Origin of the sequence: Streptomyces sp. CA-250714 (assembly GCF_050936705.1) — a bacterium.
Taxonomy (GTDB): Bacteria; Actinomycetota; Actinomycetes; order Streptomycetales; family Streptomycetaceae; genus Streptomyces.
In genome coordinates this window covers 1,745,724-1,761,983 of sequence record NZ_JBNJMI010000002.1, presented here as the reverse complement: position 1 = coordinate 1,761,983, position 16,260 = coordinate 1,745,724, and the positions used below count along the sequence as shown (strand labels likewise).

At 72.5% G+C, this 16,260-nt stretch carries 17 protein-coding genes; 16 read left to right on the top strand and 1 reads right to left on the bottom strand.

Translation table 11 applies throughout. The features are described 5' to 3' along the window. The first annotated feature begins 1 nt into the window (after position 1). The 15 genes from ACQEU8_RS26795 to ACQEU8_RS26725 all read left to right on the top strand — a co-directional run bounded on the left by ACQEU8_RS26795 (position 2) and on the right by ACQEU8_RS26725 (position 14,253). On the top strand, positions 2 to 3,052 hold the full coding sequence (locus ACQEU8_RS26795; protein WP_433105440.1) for a type I polyketide synthase: 3,051 nt from the start codon (positions 2 to 4) through the stop codon (positions 3,050 to 3,052). Further along, positions 3,052 to 4,158 (top strand): 3-oxoacyl-ACP synthase III family protein, encoded by a 1,107-nt coding sequence (locus ACQEU8_RS26790; protein ID WP_433108730.1) that lies wholly within the window; start codon positions 3,052 to 3,054, stop codon positions 4,156 to 4,158. The genes ACQEU8_RS26795 and ACQEU8_RS26790 overlap by 1 nt, the downstream gene beginning before the upstream one ends. Then, positions 4,151 to 5,458: a hypothetical protein gene (locus ACQEU8_RS26785; RefSeq protein ID WP_433105438.1), complete on the top strand. Its 1,308-nt coding sequence runs from the start codon at positions 4,151 to 4,153 to the stop codon at positions 5,456 to 5,458. The genes ACQEU8_RS26790 and ACQEU8_RS26785 overlap by 8 nt, the downstream gene beginning before the upstream one ends. 4 nt (positions 5,459 to 5,462) lie before the next feature. Then, positions 5,463 to 5,690, top strand: coding sequence for an acyl carrier protein (locus tag ACQEU8_RS26780; RefSeq protein ID WP_433105436.1), 228 nt, complete (start codon positions 5,463 to 5,465; stop codon positions 5,688 to 5,690). Between the two features lie 114 nt (positions 5,691 to 5,804). Next, entirely contained in the window at positions 5,805 to 6,674 is an 870-nt protein-coding gene (locus ACQEU8_RS26775) for a 4'-phosphopantetheinyl transferase superfamily protein (protein ID WP_433105434.1), read from the top strand. Then, positions 6,664 to 7,998 (top strand): FAD-dependent monooxygenase, encoded by a 1,335-nt coding sequence (locus ACQEU8_RS26770; protein ID WP_433105432.1) that lies wholly within the window; start codon positions 6,664 to 6,666, stop codon positions 7,996 to 7,998. Before ACQEU8_RS26775 ends, ACQEU8_RS26770 begins: the two co-directional genes overlap by 11 nt. Positions 7,999 to 8,122: 124 nt before the next feature. Next, positions 8,123 to 9,226 carry an alpha/beta hydrolase gene (locus tag ACQEU8_RS26765; protein WP_433105430.1) on the top strand — a complete coding sequence of 368 codons (1,104 nt, stop codon included), beginning with the start codon at positions 8,123 to 8,125 and terminating at the stop codon, positions 9,224 to 9,226. Between the two features lie 35 nt (positions 9,227 to 9,261). Beyond that, complete coding sequence (locus tag ACQEU8_RS26760; RefSeq protein WP_433105428.1) at positions 9,262 to 9,591, top strand: DUF4260 family protein; 330 nt, start codon at positions 9,262 to 9,264, stop codon at positions 9,589 to 9,591. Between the two features lie 157 nt (positions 9,592 to 9,748). Then, positions 9,749 to 10,483 (top strand): DUF6879 family protein, encoded by a 735-nt coding sequence (locus ACQEU8_RS26755; RefSeq protein ID WP_433105426.1) that lies wholly within the window; start codon positions 9,749 to 9,751, stop codon positions 10,481 to 10,483. A 9-nt stretch (positions 10,484 to 10,492) separates the two neighbouring features. Further along, on the top strand, positions 10,493 to 11,329 hold the full coding sequence (locus ACQEU8_RS26750; protein WP_433105424.1) for a helix-turn-helix domain-containing protein: 837 nt from the start codon (positions 10,493 to 10,495) through the stop codon (positions 11,327 to 11,329). Positions 11,330 to 11,415: 86 nt separating this feature from the next. After that, positions 11,416 to 11,889 (top strand): hypothetical protein, encoded by a 474-nt coding sequence (locus tag ACQEU8_RS26745; RefSeq protein WP_433105422.1) that lies wholly within the window; start codon positions 11,416 to 11,418, stop codon positions 11,887 to 11,889. Next, the gene (locus tag ACQEU8_RS26740; protein WP_433105420.1) at positions 11,886 to 12,320 is read left to right on the top strand and encodes a hypothetical protein; all 435 of its coding nucleotides are present in this window, start codon (positions 11,886 to 11,888) and stop codon (positions 12,318 to 12,320) included. Before ACQEU8_RS26745 ends, ACQEU8_RS26740 begins: the two co-directional genes overlap by 4 nt. After that, positions 12,313 to 12,888, top strand: a complete 576-nt coding sequence (locus ACQEU8_RS26735; RefSeq protein ID WP_433105418.1) for a hypothetical protein — start codon at positions 12,313 to 12,315, stop codon at positions 12,886 to 12,888. Before ACQEU8_RS26740 ends, ACQEU8_RS26735 begins: the two co-directional genes overlap by 8 nt. Before the next feature lie 281 nt (positions 12,889 to 13,169). Beyond that, entirely contained in the window at positions 13,170 to 13,517 is a 348-nt protein-coding gene (locus ACQEU8_RS26730) for a hypothetical protein (protein ID WP_433105416.1), read from the top strand. A gap of 82 nt (positions 13,518 to 13,599) precedes the next feature. Beyond that, a complete protein-coding gene (locus ACQEU8_RS26725; protein ID WP_433105414.1) occupies positions 13,600 to 14,253 on the top strand; it encodes a class I SAM-dependent methyltransferase in 654 nt (217 codons plus the stop codon). Between the two features lie 17 nt (positions 14,254 to 14,270). On the opposite strand, the gene ACQEU8_RS26720 is transcribed toward ACQEU8_RS26725, so the two are convergent. Further along, positions 14,271 to 15,530, bottom strand: coding sequence for a cytochrome P450 (locus ACQEU8_RS26720; RefSeq protein WP_433105412.1), 1,260 nt, complete (start codon positions 15,528 to 15,530; stop codon positions 14,271 to 14,273). Positions 15,531 to 15,652: 122 nt separating this feature from the next. Between ACQEU8_RS26720 and ACQEU8_RS26715 the strand changes: the two genes are divergently transcribed. After that, entirely contained in the window at positions 15,653 to 16,258 is a 606-nt protein-coding gene (locus ACQEU8_RS26715) for a response regulator transcription factor (protein ID WP_433105410.1), read from the top strand. Positions 16,259 to 16,260 lie beyond the last annotated feature (2 nt).

Below are 16,260 nucleotides of genomic sequence, written 5' to 3'. Positions count from 1 at the left end.
GATGCCCCGCCCCGAGTCGGCCAACGGAACGGCGGCCAACCGACCGGCGCCGCAGCCGAGTTCGCGTGCGGTCGCGGTCGTCGGCCTGGACTGCGCCTTTCCCGGGGCGCCGGATCCGGCCGCGTACTGGCGGCTGCTGAACGGCTCCGCGCACGCCGTCGGCAGCCCTCCGCCGTCCCGGTTCCGCGCCGGGGCCAAGGGCGCGTTCCTCGCCGACGCCGACGCCTTCGACCCCGGCTTCCTGGGCATCTCCACCGCCGAGGCAGCCGCCATGGATCCGCAGCAGCGGTTGCTGTTGCAGTGTGCCTGGCGGGCCGTCGAGGACTGCGGGGTGCCGCCGCCCGAGCTGGCCGGCAGCCGCACCGGGACCTACGTCGGCGCCATGTCCGACGACTGGGCGCGGCTGGCGCTGGCCGACCCCGCGGGCATCACACCCCGCACCGGCACCGGCAGCGGACGCTCGATGCTCGCCAACCGGCTCGCCTACCAGCTCGATCTGCGCGGCCCCAGCCTCACCGTGGACACCGCCTGCTCCTCGTCGCTGGTGGCCGTGCACCTGGCCTGCAACGCGCTGCTGACCGACGAGTGCGACCTGGCGCTGGCCTGCGGCGTCAACATCGTCATCGGCACCGCGCTGGACCAGATCTACCAGCAGGCCGGGCTCGCCGCCGCCGACGGACGCTGCAAGCCGTTCGCCGCCGAGGCCGACGGCATCGGCCGTGGCGAGGGCGTGGGCGTGGTGGCGCTGCGCAGGCTCGACGAGGCCGTACAACACGGCGACCCGGTGTACGCGGTGATCCACGGCAGCGCCGTCAACCAGGACGGGCGCAGCAACGGCATCATGGCTCCGCACCGGGCGGCCCAGCGGGAGGTCGTCACGGCCGCGTGCGTGCGCGCGGGCGCGGAGCCCGACCAGATCCGCTACGTCGAGGCGCACGGCACCGGCACCGCGCTCGGCGACCTCATCGAGGTGCTCGCCCTCGACGACGCGCTGGGCGCCAGGCAGGGCCCGCGCGCGGCACCGCTCGCGCTCGGCTCCGTCAAGGCCGCCATCGGTCACACCGAGGGCGCCGCGGGAATGGCGGGGCTGGTCAAAGCCGTGCTGGCGCTGCACCACGGCACCGTGCCGCCCGGCCCGTCCGTGGGAACCGAGAACGGCCAACTGGGCCTGGCCAAACGGAGTATGGAGCTGGTGACGGAACCGCTGGAGCTGGCCGCCGAGGGGCCCGGCTGCCGGGTCGGCGTCTCCAGCTTCGGCATGGGCGGCACCAACGCCCACCTCGTCCTGGGCCCGGCACCGCACACACCGCCACCCGAATCGGGGCACGGGACGGCACCCGGTGTGTTCACCCTCTCCGCCGACACCCCCGACGCGCTGCGCGAGAACCTCCGCGTCCAGGCGGCGGCTGCCGAAGCCGCTCCGGACGGGGATCTGGCGGCCCTGTGCCGTACGAGCAACCGGGTGCGGTCGGCGCAGCCGTGCCGGTTCGCCACGGTGGCCGGCACCCCTCAGGAGCTGGCCGAAGAGCTGCGGACGGCGGCCGGGTCGATGCCGGAGCCGGTCGCCGCCACCGAAGAGCCCATGGTGGCCTTCGCGTTCACCGGTCAGGGGTCGCAGTACCCCGGCATGACGGCCGCGCTGTACGCGGGCTCGCCGCTCTACCGCGGCTTCCTCCAGGACGCGTCGGCCGCGCTGCGCCCCTGGACCGGCGAGCCGGTGCACGAGCTGATCCTGGGCGGCAGCGAGCGTGTGCACCGCACAGGGCTCACCCAGCCCGCGCTGTTCGCCGTCGAGTACGCGCTGGCCAGGACCCTGACGGAGCTGGGGCTGCGGCCGTGCGCGGTGATCGGGCACAGCATCGGCGAGTTCGCCGCCGCGGTGCTCGCCGGCGGGCTGGAACTGGCCGACGCGGCCCGGCTGGTGGCGCGGCGGGGCGCGCTGATGGAGGCGCTGCCCGAGGGCGGCGGCATGCTCGCCACCCGGGCCCGCGCCCGGGAAGCGCGGGCCCTGGCCGAGGACGAGCCGCTGTGCGCGGTCGCCGCCGTCAACGCCCCCGGCGCCACGGTTCTCTCCGGCGATCTGGCGGGGCTGGCCCGGATCCGGGAGCGGCTGGACCGGGGCGGCTTCGGCTGCACCCCGCTGACCGTCTCGCACGCCTTCCACTCGCCGCTGATGGAGCCGATGCTGGACGCCTTCGCCGACGCGGCGGACGAGGTGCCGGGGGCGCCGCCGCGGATCCCGTTCCACTCGACGGTGTACGGCGGGCAGCTGCCCGAGGGGGCCGCGCTGGACGCCGCGTACTGGACGGCGCAGATCCCGGCGACCGTACGGTTCGAGGAGGCCGTCGGCTCGCTGTGCGCCGAACCGCCCACCCACATCGTGGAGATCGGCCCCAAGCCGGTGCTCACCGGGCTGCTGCGCCGTATCACCGCGGCCCGCGGGGTCGCTGCGCTGGCTCCTTGCCGGAATGCCGACTCCGGTCCCCGGCAGCTCGCTGAAGTTGTGGCCCGCCTCTACCAGGACGGCCTCGACCCCGAGTGGGACCGCCTGTACGCCGAAGCCGACCGGCGCATCGTGCGGATGCAGCCGCATGTCTTCGCCACCCACTGGCGGTCCTGGTACGAGTCCGCGTACCCCGCGAAGGGCGCTGCGCTTGCCGGCCCTGCGCCTCTGGCGCAGACCTCCCAAGCTTTGCGGGGTCCCTGTCAAGGGGCGCGGGGAACTGCTCCCCCAGCCTCCGGCCGGGAGGTGCCCCCAGCAACCACAACGCACCCGCAGTCCGCAATCAACGGACAGGGGCACCTCCTCGCCGGAATCCGCATCGTGGTGGCCGAGATCACCGGGAGGGCCCCCACCGAGCTGAAAGAGGAAGTGCGCTTCTACGACGACCTGGGCTTCGACTCCGTGATGCTGATGGAGCTCAAATACCGGCTGGAAGTCCGCTTTCCCGAGCTGGGCGAGCTGTCGCTGCCCGAGATGCTCTCCAGCCTGGTGAGCATCGGCTCCCTCGCCGCCTATCTGCGCGGCCTGCTGGCACCGGCGGCCGTGTGATGGCCCGCGCCCGCGCGGCAGCGGCGGCGGGTGCCCCCTCCCTGCACGTGCTGGGCATGGGTACCGCGCTGCCCGGCGAGCCGGTCGGCAACGACCGGCTCTCCCACCGCCTCGGCATCCCCTCCGCGTGGGTGGAGACGTTCATCGGCACCAGGACCCGGCACTTCGCCGTGGATCTGGACAGCGGGCGGGTCCGCTGGTCCCTGGAGGACCTGTGCACCGACGCGGCCGACCGCGCGCTGGCGGACGCCGGTGCCGAACCGTCCGAGGTCGGCTTCATCGTGCTGGCCACGGCCACCCCGGACGCGCTGATGCCCACCACGGCCGCGCTGCTGGCCGACCGGCTGGGCATCGAGGGAGCCGCCGCCTACCAGCTCCAGTCCGGCTGCGGCGGCGCCGTGCAGGCGTTCGCCGTGGCCCGCGCTCTGCTGGCCGTCAGCCCGTCCGGGCTCGGCCTGGTGGTCGGCGGTGACGTGTGCAGCAAACACCTGGATTTGGCGCAGGACTTCCGCGAGCTGCCGCCGGGCGCGCTGGTCAACTACGTACTGTTCGGCGACGGGGCGGGCGCCGCCGTCGTCAGCGGAACGCACCGCCCCGGCACCCGGGCCGTACTCACCCATCTCGAACACCGGCTGGCGGGGCTGGGACTGCCCCCGGGGCAGCGCGTCGAGTGGTTCGGCGCGGCCGACCTGCGCAACGGCGGGGTGCGGGGCCCGGCGGTGACGGAGGACTACAAGGCGGTGGAGCACCGGGTACCGGTGCTGGCCCGCGAGCTGCGGGACACGCTGCTGACCGTCTCGGGCTGGCGCCCCGACACCGTGGACTACCTCCTTCCCCCGCAGCTCAGCGGCCGGATGACCGAGCGGATCACGAGTGAGCTGGGCCAGGGATTCGAGTGGGAGCCGGTTTCCTGTGTCGCGGAGACCGGCAACAACGGCAACGCGCTGGTCTTCCTCCAGCTCGACCGCCTGCTGCCCCGCCTGACCCGGGCACAGCGGGCGCTGGCGCTGGCTGTCGAGTCCAGCAAATGGATCCGTGCCGGATTCACCGTGGAGGCACCGGAAGGGGCACCGCGAGCAGCACCTCAGGAGGCACCCGATGCGTGAGAGGGACCGCACGCCGACCGGGTACGGGAACCTCGGCCACGCGCCGTCCCTGCGTACGCTGCACGCGCAGGGCAGGCTCGCCGCCGCGTACCCGGCCGTGCGCGGGCTGCTGGCCGACGCGGCCGGCGACGAACTCGACTTCGCCGGACGGGTGCTCGCCCCGCTCGACCCCGACGAGGTGCTCGCCCACCACCCGGACACCCCCACCGTGCGCGTCGCGGTCACCGGGCGGGGAACCGTCGGCGAGCTGGTGCCCGCGCTCACCGGACAGCTGGCGCGGCACGGCATCCTGGCCCGTATCCGGGTGTGCGGCACCGGCGGCCACCTGGGAGAGCTCGCCGATCCCCGTTCCCCGCTCTACGCCCACGCCCCCGACGTCACCCTGTGCGTGCTGGATCCGCTCACCGTCTGGGACAAGGTCACCGCGCCGTGGCAGCCGATCGAGGTGAGCGTCGCGGCCGAGCGGCAGCGCAGGCTGCTCGGCGAACTGGCCGAGGCACACGCCGCGTACGCGCCCGCCGGGGCGACCCTCGTACTGAACACCGTGCCACTGCTGCACCGCTTCACCCACCAGCTCACCTCGCTCACCCAGCGCGCCGAACTCGGCGGACTGTGGCGGCAGTTCAACGCCGATCTGCTGTACATGACCGACCCGTCCGCCGGGCTCGCCGTCCTCGACCTGGAACCGGTCACCAGCGCGGGAGTGCGGGCCGACGCGCCGCGCACCGGCGCCTACGCCGACGCGCACTGCACCACCGAGCTGCTGGCCGGCTACGCCCGTGAGGCCGCGCACCTGATCCGCGGACTGCGCGGAGCCGCCAAGAAGTGCCTGGTGCTCGATCTGGACGGCACCCGCACTCTGCGCGGCGCGGCCTTCCGTGCCTTCCAGCGCACCGTCGGACAGCTCGCCTCGCAGGGCGTCCTGCTCGCCGTGTGCAGCAGAAACGACCCTGAGGACGTCGCCCGCACCCTGGCCGGGCATCCCGAATTCCCGCTGAGCGCCGACCATTTCGCCACCGTCGTCGCGGACTGGGGCTCCAGGGCCGAGGGCGTGCGCACCGTCGCAGCACGGCTGGGCATCGCCCCGGAGGCCGTCGTCTTCGCCGACAACACGCCCTTCGAGCGGGAGACCGTCCGCGCCGAAGAGCCCGATGCCGTCGTGGTCCCGCTGGGCGGCGAGCCCGCACTGCACGTCGAACGTCTGCTCGCGGACGGCTGGTTCGACACTCCGGCCCTCCCCGACGAGGAGCGGAGAGCCCCGGCCGGACCCTGGGCACATCCAGTAGGAGGGGGGAGGTGAGGGCGTGCGCACCGTCGAAGAACTGATCGAACTCGCCAATACGCACCTCGGTACGGCGCTCGCCTCCGCCGACGCCGAGGCGGAGTTGACCGAGCTGGCCGAGTGGGACTCCGTACACCTGCTGCGGCTGGTCGCGCTGCTGGAGCAGGAACTGGGCCGGCCGGTACCGGTGGACGCCGTACTCCAGGCACGCAGCCTGCGCGACATCTGGGCCGTAGCGGTGGGCACATGACCGCACGCGCCCCGGCCGCCCGGCAGGCACTGCCGGGCACGCTCGCGGTGAACTCGCCGGGTCACCGCGCGGCGGACGTACTCGACGGCGTGGGGACACGCCTGGAGGGCTGGCATGGCGATCACCTTGGGCCCCGCGACGGACGAGCGAACGGCACAGACCCTCGCCCGGCCGGTGCGGGTGAGCGGACCGGAGGGACCCTGGGAGCGGGTCCGTGCGGCGGTCGAGCGCCACGGCAGCGTCGTCGTGCACGCGCGGTTGGCGCAGTGGCTGCCCGACGACCTGGAGGACCCGCGGCTGCGGCCGCTGCTCGGCCGGGACCACGTCCGCTTCCAGAAGATGACCCATCCGCAGGTCAGGGCCCGCTTCGTGGCGTCCAGACTGCTGCTCAAACATGTGGCGTGCGCGGTCATCGAGGCCGCGCCGGAAGCCGTCGAACTGGCCTACAAGCCCGGCGGGCGCCCCTATCTGCGCGGCCTCGACCAGATCGACATCAGCCTCAGCCACACCGAGGACCTGCTGCTCGTCGGCCTCACCCGGCGCGGCTGGATCGGCGTCGACGCGGAGGCCAAGGACCGGCCGATGCTGGGTCTGGGCACCGAGAACCAGGTCTGTACGCCGTACGAGCGCCGCACCCTGGCGCAGATCGCCGAGGAGCGGCGCAACGCCGCACTGGTGCGGCTGTGGACGCTGAAAGAGGCGTACAGCAAGGCCATCGGGCAGGGCATGCGGTTCCGCTTCACCGAGTTCGGATTCAGCCCGCAGGACCGCAACGTGCAGGTGCTGCGGCCCGACGGGGCGCCGGGCACCGGCGAGGAGTGGGCGTTCCACACCTGTCTGATCGACCGGGCCTACACCGTCAGCGTCGCCCTCTTCGACGCGGGCTTCGGCGACACGAGCGACACGGCGGCGGCCACGATGCTGGACGCGGGGCTCATCGCGGCACTGGTGGACGAGACGGGGGAGGGGAACCGTGCGGAGTGAACAGCCCGGGGAGGACCGCTGCGAGCCGACGGCGCCGAGCGGCAGCGGGACGGCGGACCTGGACACGGACGTGTGCGTGGTCGGCGGCGGGCCGGGCGGCCGCGCTCTCGCGCTGGCGCTGACCCGGCTGGGCTGCGACGTCGTCCTGCTGGAGAAGCGCGACCCGGCCCGCGGCACGGGCCCCGCCTTCCGCGGCGAGTCCGTCTCACCGGACGGCGTACGGCTGCTGGCCGGGCTCGGCGTCTGGGAGCGGGTGCGCGAGGCGGCGCACCGGGTGGACCGGCTGGAGATCGAGGACGCGGGCCGCCGCGTGCTCGACGTACGGTTCGCCGACTTCCCCTACCGCTACCGGCACCCGGTGGAACTCGCCCAGCCCACCCTGCTGGCGGCGCTCGCGGAGCTGACCGGCGGGCAGCCCGGCTCCTGCACCGTACTGGAGCCCGCCACGGTGGTCGGCCTGCTGGTGGAGGGCCCGGCGGTGACGGGCGTACGGGCGAGCACACCGACCGGAACGGTGCGGGTCCGCGCGGCACTGACCGTCGGCGCCGACGGCCGCTACAGCGCCGTACGCCGGCTGAGCGGGCTGGCGGAGCGGGCGCGGCAACTGCCGTTGGAGCGGGACGTGGTGTGGATGAAGCTGCCCTTCCCCGCCGACTGGGACAGACGCGCCTACCGGGTGCGGATCGCCGGCAGCAGCCACGGGCTGTTCCTGCCCAGCACGGACGGCACGGTCCGGGTCGGCCTCAACATCCCCAAGGGCGGGCTGCGGGCACTGCGCGCGGGCGGCCTCGACCAGCTGCACGCCCGACTCGGCCAACTGGCCGCGCAGGCGGCCGAGTCGGCCCGCACCGGGCTGCGCAGCTGGTCGGACACCGCGCTGCTGGACATCTTCACCACCGATGTACCGCGCTGGTCGGCGCCCGGCGTCGTACTGATCGGCGACGCGGCGCACACCCTCTCGCCCGTCCTCGGCCAGGGCGTCAACCACGCGCTGGCCGACGCGGTGGAGCTGGCACCGCTGGTCGCCGAGGCGCTGGGCCGCGACCGGCGGGTCCGCGGCCGGGCACTGACCGGGGCCCTGCAGGTCTTCCAGCGCCGCCGGGAGCCGCACGTACGCCGCTCCCGCGCCCTCCAGCTGCGGCAGGAGCGGATGTTCACCCTGACCGCGCCCGCCGCGACAGCGCTGCGCCGGACCCTCTACCGCACCCTGGACGCCAGCCCGGCCCTGCGGCGGCGGGTGCTGGCCCCGGCGTACTTCCCCGGCCGGCGCCCGGACGCTGCACGGGACGAGGCGGACTGCCCGAGTGAGGTGACACCCGTATGAAGCGAGGCGACACGTGTATGAAGCGAGGTGACACCGGTATGAAGCGAGGCGCCACTTGCATGCGCGGCAGCGAAGCACCGACGCTGACGGAACTCCGCGCGCTCGCACGCGAGGTGAGACCCGTATGAGCGGCACCGAATCACCGACGCTGACGGAACTCCGCGCGCTCGCGCCCCTGCACGCCCGCGCGCAGGGCATACCGGCTGCCCGCTGCCGCGCCGTGCTCTCCCGTATCCGTACGGCACACGGCGACGCCGCCGACTCCTGGCCCGCCGTCTGGAACCGCGCCGGGGACGCGCTCGCCGCCCGTGGTCGCCACCTGGACGCCGCCCGCCACTACGCGCTGGCCCGCTTCCCCTATGTGGACGGACCCGCGCGGGAGCGGGCGCAGCGGCTGTGCGTCCGCTCCTTCGACAACTGGCGGTCGGCCCACCCCGGCATCAGCCGTACGGAGCTCGAACTGCCCGCCCTCGGCGGTGGGTTCGCGGCATGGACGGCTGGCCTGTCCCGGCAGGCGCCCCGCCCCCTGATCGTCGTCTGCGGCGGCATCGTCTCCGTCAAGGAACAGTGGGCGCCGCTGCTGGCCCGCGCCACCACGCTGGGCACCGCCCTCGCTGTCACGGAGCTGCCCGGTGTGGGGGAGAACACCCTGCCCTACGACGCCGCCGCGCCCGCCATGGTGAGCGCCCTCCTCGACCGGCTCGCGGACCGGGCCGACGTCAGCCGCACCCACGCCGTGGCCCTCAGCTTCGGCGGCCACCTCGCGCTGCGGGCCGCGCTGACGGACCGCCGCCTCGTGGGCGTCTCCACGGTGGGCGCGCCCGTACGCCACTTCTTCCACGACCGCGACTGGCACGCCGGCCTCCCCGCGACGACGGTGCACACCCTGGCCCGGCTCACCGGCCGTCCGCCCGCCGACTTGGGGGAGTGGGCGCTGACGGCGGACGAGCTGGCCCGGCTGACGGACCTGCCCGTCACCTACGTCGCCGCGCTGCGGGACGACATCGTGCCGCTCAGCGACGCGGCGGCGCTGGCCCGCGACCCGTCGGCGCGGCGCCGGTTCCTCATGGTCGACGATGAACACGGCGCCCCCGCCCACCTCGCGCGGATCCGCCCCCTGCTGCTCGGCTCGGCCCTGCGCGATCTGGGCATCCACCCGCTGCGCCGTACGGCACTTGAGGCGGCCGCCGGACTGCGCGGGGGTCGGCGGGGCCGGTTGCGGACATGAACGGCTGGAGCTGGCGCACCCCTTGGGGCCGAACTGTGAGCGGCACGATCGGCGCGGCGGCCCTTGTCGCGGGCGCCAGGCTGGGCGGCCCCCGCAACCGCGTGTTGTGGACCTCCGCGCTCCTCCCCGACGCCGCCCTCCTCTACGGTGCGGCGTCGGCACCCACCTTCGACCCCCTCCCGCCCTACGCGGTCCGCCCTTACAACGTCCTGCACTCACCCGGCATCCCCCTCACCCTCTTCGGCGCCGCCCGCGCCCTGCGCAACCGGACGTTGGCCGTCGCCGCCTGCGGCTGGCTCGCCCACATCGCCGTCGACCGGGCCTTCGGCTACGGCCCGCGAGCGCGTGACGGCTCGCGGCTTTAGCACGCTCCGTGCTGTGAGGGCTGGGGAACCTCACCGATTCAGCGAGCGACCCTACCGAGTCGCTGCGCTGGTTGTACGAGACTCCCCCGATACCTGCCGCACTGTCCGCCTCTCCAGCTAGCGTCGGGTCCATCCCGCAACCGAGGAAGGTGACGGCATGACGCGGCGAATCCGCATGGTGGGCAGCGGCAGCGGTAACGACGGATGCCCCACGCTGTACGAGATCGAGGGCACTGACGAGTGGCTCGTCCAGGGCGACAAAGTCACAGACCCGGCAGAGATGGCGCAGCTCGCCAACGTGAAACCCACCGAATGTGCCGTGACCGTACCGCGGGCGCTGCTCGCGAACTTCGGCCCGAAGGAGCCTGTGCCCACCCGCGAGGCGATCACCCTCGAAGACTTCGGCCAGATGTTCACCACACTCAAGCACTCGGCATGGCGACTGGAGACCCGCCGCCGCTACGCCTCCGACGAGGAGACCGACACCTACAGCGAGTTCCTGCGGACCGGCTCGGTGCAATGGGACCTTGACGACCCGTGGTGCGTGAACCGGCGCGAACAGGCCGCGGATGGTAAGCGGTTCGAGCGTGTCCGCATCCTCGACTCGCCACCCACCGAGGGCCAGCGCTACCTCCTGGACAACGCCCGCCGCAACACGGCGGTCGGAGAGACCATCCGGACTCTGCCGCGAGCCACCGCCGAGGAGCTACGGCTGCCCACCGAAGACTTCTGGATCTTCGACGCCCGTGTGGTGGCTTTGCTTCAGTTCGACGAAGCCGACGAGATGACCGGGGTCGAGCTGGTCTCCAACCCGGTTGAGGTCGTGCGGTACTGCCAGGTGCGAGAGGCAGCGTGGCACTACGCCACCCCCTACGACCGGGCAGAACGATAACTTCGCGGTGTGAGCACGGACTTCCAACAGGCGCGTGTGGCGCTCGGCGCCCGCCTCCGCGAAATGCGTGGCGGCCTCACCGGGCGCCAGCTCGCCGAACGCCTGGGCTGGACGCAGTCGAAGGTCTCAAAGCTGGAGACGGGACGGCAGACCGCGACCCCGGATGACCTGACCGCTTGGGCGCAGGCAACCGGCCACCCCAATGCTGCGGACGAGTTGACATCCCGCCTCGCAGGGCTGGAGTCGCGGTCGCGCTCGTGGCGCCGCCAGTTGGCCAGTGGGCACCGGCCAGTGCAGGAAACGCTCACCGTCGAGTGTGAACGCTCCCGGTTGATGCGGGCATGGCAGCCTGCCATGGTTGTAGGAATCCTCCAGACCGCCGAGTACGCCCGTGCGATCTTCTCCCGGTACGCCGACCTCCAGCAGTCCGTCCGGGACATCGACGACGCTGTCCGCGCCCGTATACGGCGCCAAGAGGAGCTGTACAACCCGGGGCGCCGCTTCGAGATCGTGCTGTGGGAAGGAGCGCTGCACGCCATGGTGTGCCCGCCCTCTGTTCTCGCCGGGCAACTCGACAGACTGAGCGGTGTCCTCGGCATGGACACCGTGCACCTTGGCATCGTTCCCTTCGGGGCCCCGTTGGACATCCCCCCGGCGAACGGGTTCTGGCTGTACGACGAGCGGCTGGTCATCGTCGAGGACTGGCACGCAGAACTGTGGCTGGACGACGCTGGGAGCGTGGGACTGTACGCCCGCCTCTGGCAGACCATCACGGCACCGGCTGTCTACGGCGCCAAGGCGCACCGGCTCATCACCCGCGCGAGGGCGCAGATCGACCTCACTTGAGCATCCGGGCGAATCAGCGCTGACGAGCGGCGAATATTCGAGAATCAAGGCCCTGGGTGAATCCCGATTCTCCCTACGGTCCTGCCATGGTGCTCTCAACAGCGCACACAAAGGCGGGACCCGCATGGTCGGCCGGCGCCCGCTGGCTCGCCGAGTCAACGCCGCACCCCACTGACGTCTACGCCGCATGGGCCCGCGATGGTCTGGCCACCTTGGGGGTGCCGCCCACGTGGAACGTGGTCGAGGCTGACCTGCTGGAAAGCATGGACGCCATACCGGCCCTCTCCCGCGCGGGCAAGCTCGGCCCCGTTCTCGTCCACCCGGAGAGCCGCCTGGCCTGGTGGCTCCTTCCGCCGGACGCAGCTGACCACTTGGACAACCTCCGCCGCCTCATCGTGTGGCCCCGCAGCAAACCCCTGCGGTGCCCGGCGCCCGGGGACTACGGGCACGGCCGAGGCTGGCTCGAAAGCCCGGACGGTACGGGCCGACTGACAGACCCTGTCGCGCTCGGCGCTGCCTTCGGCGCTCGCATCCGTCTACCCGCGGCGGCATTCGTATGAGCGCCGCACCGACAACAGCAGCCGGTGACCCGGCAGTCCGCGCGGTCCTGGACGCGGTCCTGGCCGAACGTGTGGCGTGCCGACGCTGCGGCGTACTGCCGACCGTCCTGATCGGGGCCGAGCCCACATCGAGCGGCGATGAGCCCGGCTGGATCACCGCGCAGGGCACCTGCGCCTGCCCATCCGCAGAGAAGGAAGAAGACCACATGACGGCCGGATACTGCGCCTGGCACCAAGGCATGGCCGACGACGTCGCGCTCATCACCATCCACGAGCAGGGCTCGGGAGCGGGGAGTGGGGAGTACGCCTGCTTGCCGTGCGCACGAGCGCTGGCCCATCAGTGGACGACATCCCCCGATGCCAAACAGGCGATCGCGGCGCTGGCGAGGCGAGCCGCCGCGGCCGAGGCCCGGGAGGCCGGTCGTGTCTGACACCCGCCACCTGACGCTCCGCCGGTTCATGACCGAGCGCCTGCGGACACACGGCCCCGAGGAGGCCATGAAGTCGAAGTTCCTACGGCTCTTCTGGGAGAACTTCAGTGCTGGGGACCGCGCTCGTGTCCTCACGCATCTCGCCCGCCAGGCCGCGTATCTGGAACTGGCGCATCCGACCGGGCCCGAGGCCGGGCAGTTCGCCGTCGAGTTGCAACGGTCCGCTCGTGAAGCGCCGACCGGCTCGCGCGTCGTGTCGGACGGGCTGCCCGCGAACCCGATGGTCCAGCTGGAGGCGGGGATGCTGCTCTTGGACGCCATCCTCACAGCCTCGGAGTCGCGGCCGACGACACCCGCTCTCCGCGGTGAGGGCGGTGGCGATGTGACGGCCCGCTGCGAAGGCTGCGGCACCGCACACGGCGTCGAAATCGTCCGCTGCATGTCCACCACCGGTCCGGACCGCGATGTGCCGGTGTGCGCGGATTGCAGGAGGCGACCGGCCAACCTGCCGCCCGTGGTCGACGAGATCATCCGCCGGGCGCGGAAACGAGGAGGCGCCCCCTCATGACCCCCGCCCCCTGGGCGAGCCGCCGCGCACGGCTTCCACTCCAACGCGTGACGGCCGCAGCCCCGGAGGCGGGTCCCCGAGAAAGCCAGCAGAAGGAGGAGCACCATGCATGCCCTGATCCTGGCCGCCGATCCCGAGGACGATGAGCCTACCGACCCGGCTGACGCCCCTGACTGCGGCAGCGGCCAAGGCTGTGGCGGCGGCGACCGGTAACAACTCCGCACGCGTGGCGCTCCGTTCGCGGACCGGGGCGCCACGTCCACCAGGAAGGAAGCCGGACGGTGCACTGGCACGCGTACGCCTACACCGGGGCACAGTGGCCGAAGGACAGCGAGGCTCGGAATCTTCAGTCGGCAGTTCCCCCGAACACCATCGCGCAGTGGTTCCGCAAACCGCAGTCCATGCGGGCCGGCACCTTCACCGACCCGGAAGATGCCTACGCCTGGCTGGAGAAGGAGGTACGCGGCATGCCGCCGACGGATGTCGACGGAAAGCTGGCCTACCTGCGGGGCTGTGTCGACCGGGACGCCGACGCGTACGCGGGCTATTACTCGCGCGGGCAGTTGGTGGTGCGGTGTGCGTTGGCGTGCCCGCGCGATGGCGAGCGTTGCCCCGACCCGCCTCGCTGACCGACCGCCAGGACCGCGCCCGCCCCCGCCCGCACCGTGCCCGGGGCGGGCACCCCCCGGCTTCCCGGAGAGGAACCCCCCCGTGCCCGTTCCCCACGACATCGCCGTCGAGACCGAACTGTGGAACTCGTACGCGGAATCGGCGTTCGACTCCGACGCCGAGCCCGCCTTCCGCTGGACCCAGTACGCCGCGCACGGCCCCGGCCCCGAGCTGCTCGGGGCCCCGAAGACCGCGTTGGAGATCGGCTGTGGCACCGGTCGCGCGGTGGCCTACCTCGCGAAGCAGGGGTTGCAGGCGACCGGACTGGATCTCTCGCCCGTCATGGTCAAAAAGCTCAAAGAGCATTGGCGCATCCCGGGCGCCACCTTCGTTTGCGGCGAAGTGCTCGACCATCTCGACTCGCACAAGGCGTCCTATGACGCGATCTACTCCGTCTTCGGCTGCGCGTGGTTCGCCGATCCCGGGCGGCTCTTCCCCCTCGTCCGGGCCCGGCTCAACGCCGGTGGTGTGTTCGTGTTCTCCCAGCCGCCGGCCATTCCCGGTGCTTATGGCCCGCAGGGCATGTACAAGGGCGGCTTCGCCGGGCCTGCGATGTTCACTTACCGTTACAGCTTCCGGCCCCGCGTATGGGAACGCCTGCTGACCCGCGCAGGGTTCACCGCCGCGGAGGCCACCGTGCTGGACGCTCCCGAGCCGGGACACATCGGCACGCTCATCGTCACCGCACAAGCCTGAGCCGGGACACAAGAAGCTCAATCCCACTCGACCGGCAGCTCCGTCAGGCGGTTGACCAGCAAGCCCGTGTGCATGGTGATGGACTCGACGGGGGCGGCCAGGCGCATGGTCGGGAAGCGGTCGGCCAGTACGTGGAGGGCGATGGACAGTTCGGCGCGGGCCAGAGGGGCGCCCAGGCAGTAGTGGGGGCCGTGGCCGAAGGCCAGGTGGGGTGGCTGGGTGGGATCATCGGCGCGGCCTGGAACAAAGCGGTCCGCGTCCGGGAAGCGGGCACCGTCCCGGTTCGCCGAGCAGATGGAGGCGATCACCGCGCTGTTGGCGGGGAGTACCCGCCCGGCGATCTCGACCGGCTCCGTGGTGACCCGCAGCGGCCCGCCGTCCCCGATCGGGTTGATCCGCAGCAGCTCCTCGACCAGCGCGGCCGACTCCTCCTCCCCGTCCGGTACCAGGGCCAGCCGGCCGGGCTGCCGCAGCAGGGTGAAGACGGAGGTGCCCAGCACACCGACCGTGGTCTCGTGCCCGGCGATGAGCAACGTCATGGCGAGGGTGAGCAGTTCATGCTCGCTCAGCCCGCCCTCCGCGCCGCCCTCCTCATCCCGTACGGCGACCAGCGCACTCAGCAGATCCTCGCCCGGCGCACGCCGCTTGTCGGCAACCAGGTCGCGCAAATAGCCCAGCAGCGCCTGCTTGTGCCGCATCATCTCCTCGGGCGTATGCGCGGTCAGCGACAGTACGGCGTCCGACCAGGTACGGAACCGTTCCCGGTCCGCGTAGGGGACGCCGAGCAGTTCGCAGATGACGGCCACCGGGAACGGGAAGGCGAACGCCGCGTTCAGGTCGGTGGGGCTGCCTGCCGCCGCCATGGAGTCGGCCAGCTCCCCGGCCAGTTCGGCGATGCGGGGCCGCATGCCCTCCACCCTGCGCGGGGTGAAGGCGCGGGCGACCAGGCCGCGCAGCCGGGTGTGCTCGGGCGGGTCCATGGTGAACAGGCCGCCCGCGTCGAACGGGACGGCCGTCAGCTTCGGTGCCTCGGGCAGTACGGTCGCGGCCCGTGAGCAGCGCGGATCGGCGAGCACGGCCCGTACGTCGGCATAGCGGCTGACCAGGTGTCCGGTGTCGCCGCTGGGCAGGGTGACCTCGGCGACCGGCTCCTGGGCACGCAGTACGGCATAGGCGTCGGGCACCTCGGTCGCCGAACGGCGCGGTGGAGGGTAGGCGTGCGAGTTGGTGTGCGCGTCGGCGCGGATGTCGGTACGGGCGGCGGAATCCTGGGCCATGCACGCACTGTTCAACTTTGGCCTCGATTCATGGTCGAGGCGGTGTTGCGGGCGGCGGGAGGCGGTATTCTCTCGTCTCCAACGCCAGTCAGGCCAGGCCGAGTCCGCGGGGGACCTCGACGATGATCTCAGTGGTGCTCGCCGAGGACATGCATATGGTGCGTGGCGCTCTGGTGGCGCTGCTCGACATCGAGACGGACATCGAGATCGTCGCCGAGGTCGACTCGGGCAGCGACATTCTGCCGACCGTCTTCGCGCACCGCCCCGACGTCGCCGTCATCGACATCGATCTGCCGGGCATGGACGGGCTGACGGCGGCCGCCGAGGTGCACGAGAAGCTGCCGTCCTGCCGCACCCTGATCCTCACCAGCCTGGGCCAGCCCGGCAATCTGCGCCGAGCGCTGGAGGCCCATGTCTCCGGCTTCCTCCTCAAGGACGCCCCGCCCAGCAAGCTGGCGGACGCCATCCGCCGCATCCAGGCGGGGGAGCGCGTCATCGACCCCGAACTCGCCCTGGATGCCTGGTCGGCGCGGGAGAACCCGCTCACCGCGCGCGAGACCGAGGTGCTGCGGCTGGCGGCCGAGGGCGCGGAGGCCGCCGATATCGCGGGGCGGCTGTTCCTCTCGGTGGGCACCGTGCGCAACTATCTGACGACCATCGTGATCAAGCTCGGGGCGCGCAACCGGGTGGACGCCCTGCGGATCGCCCGCGAGCAGGGCTGGTTGTAGCC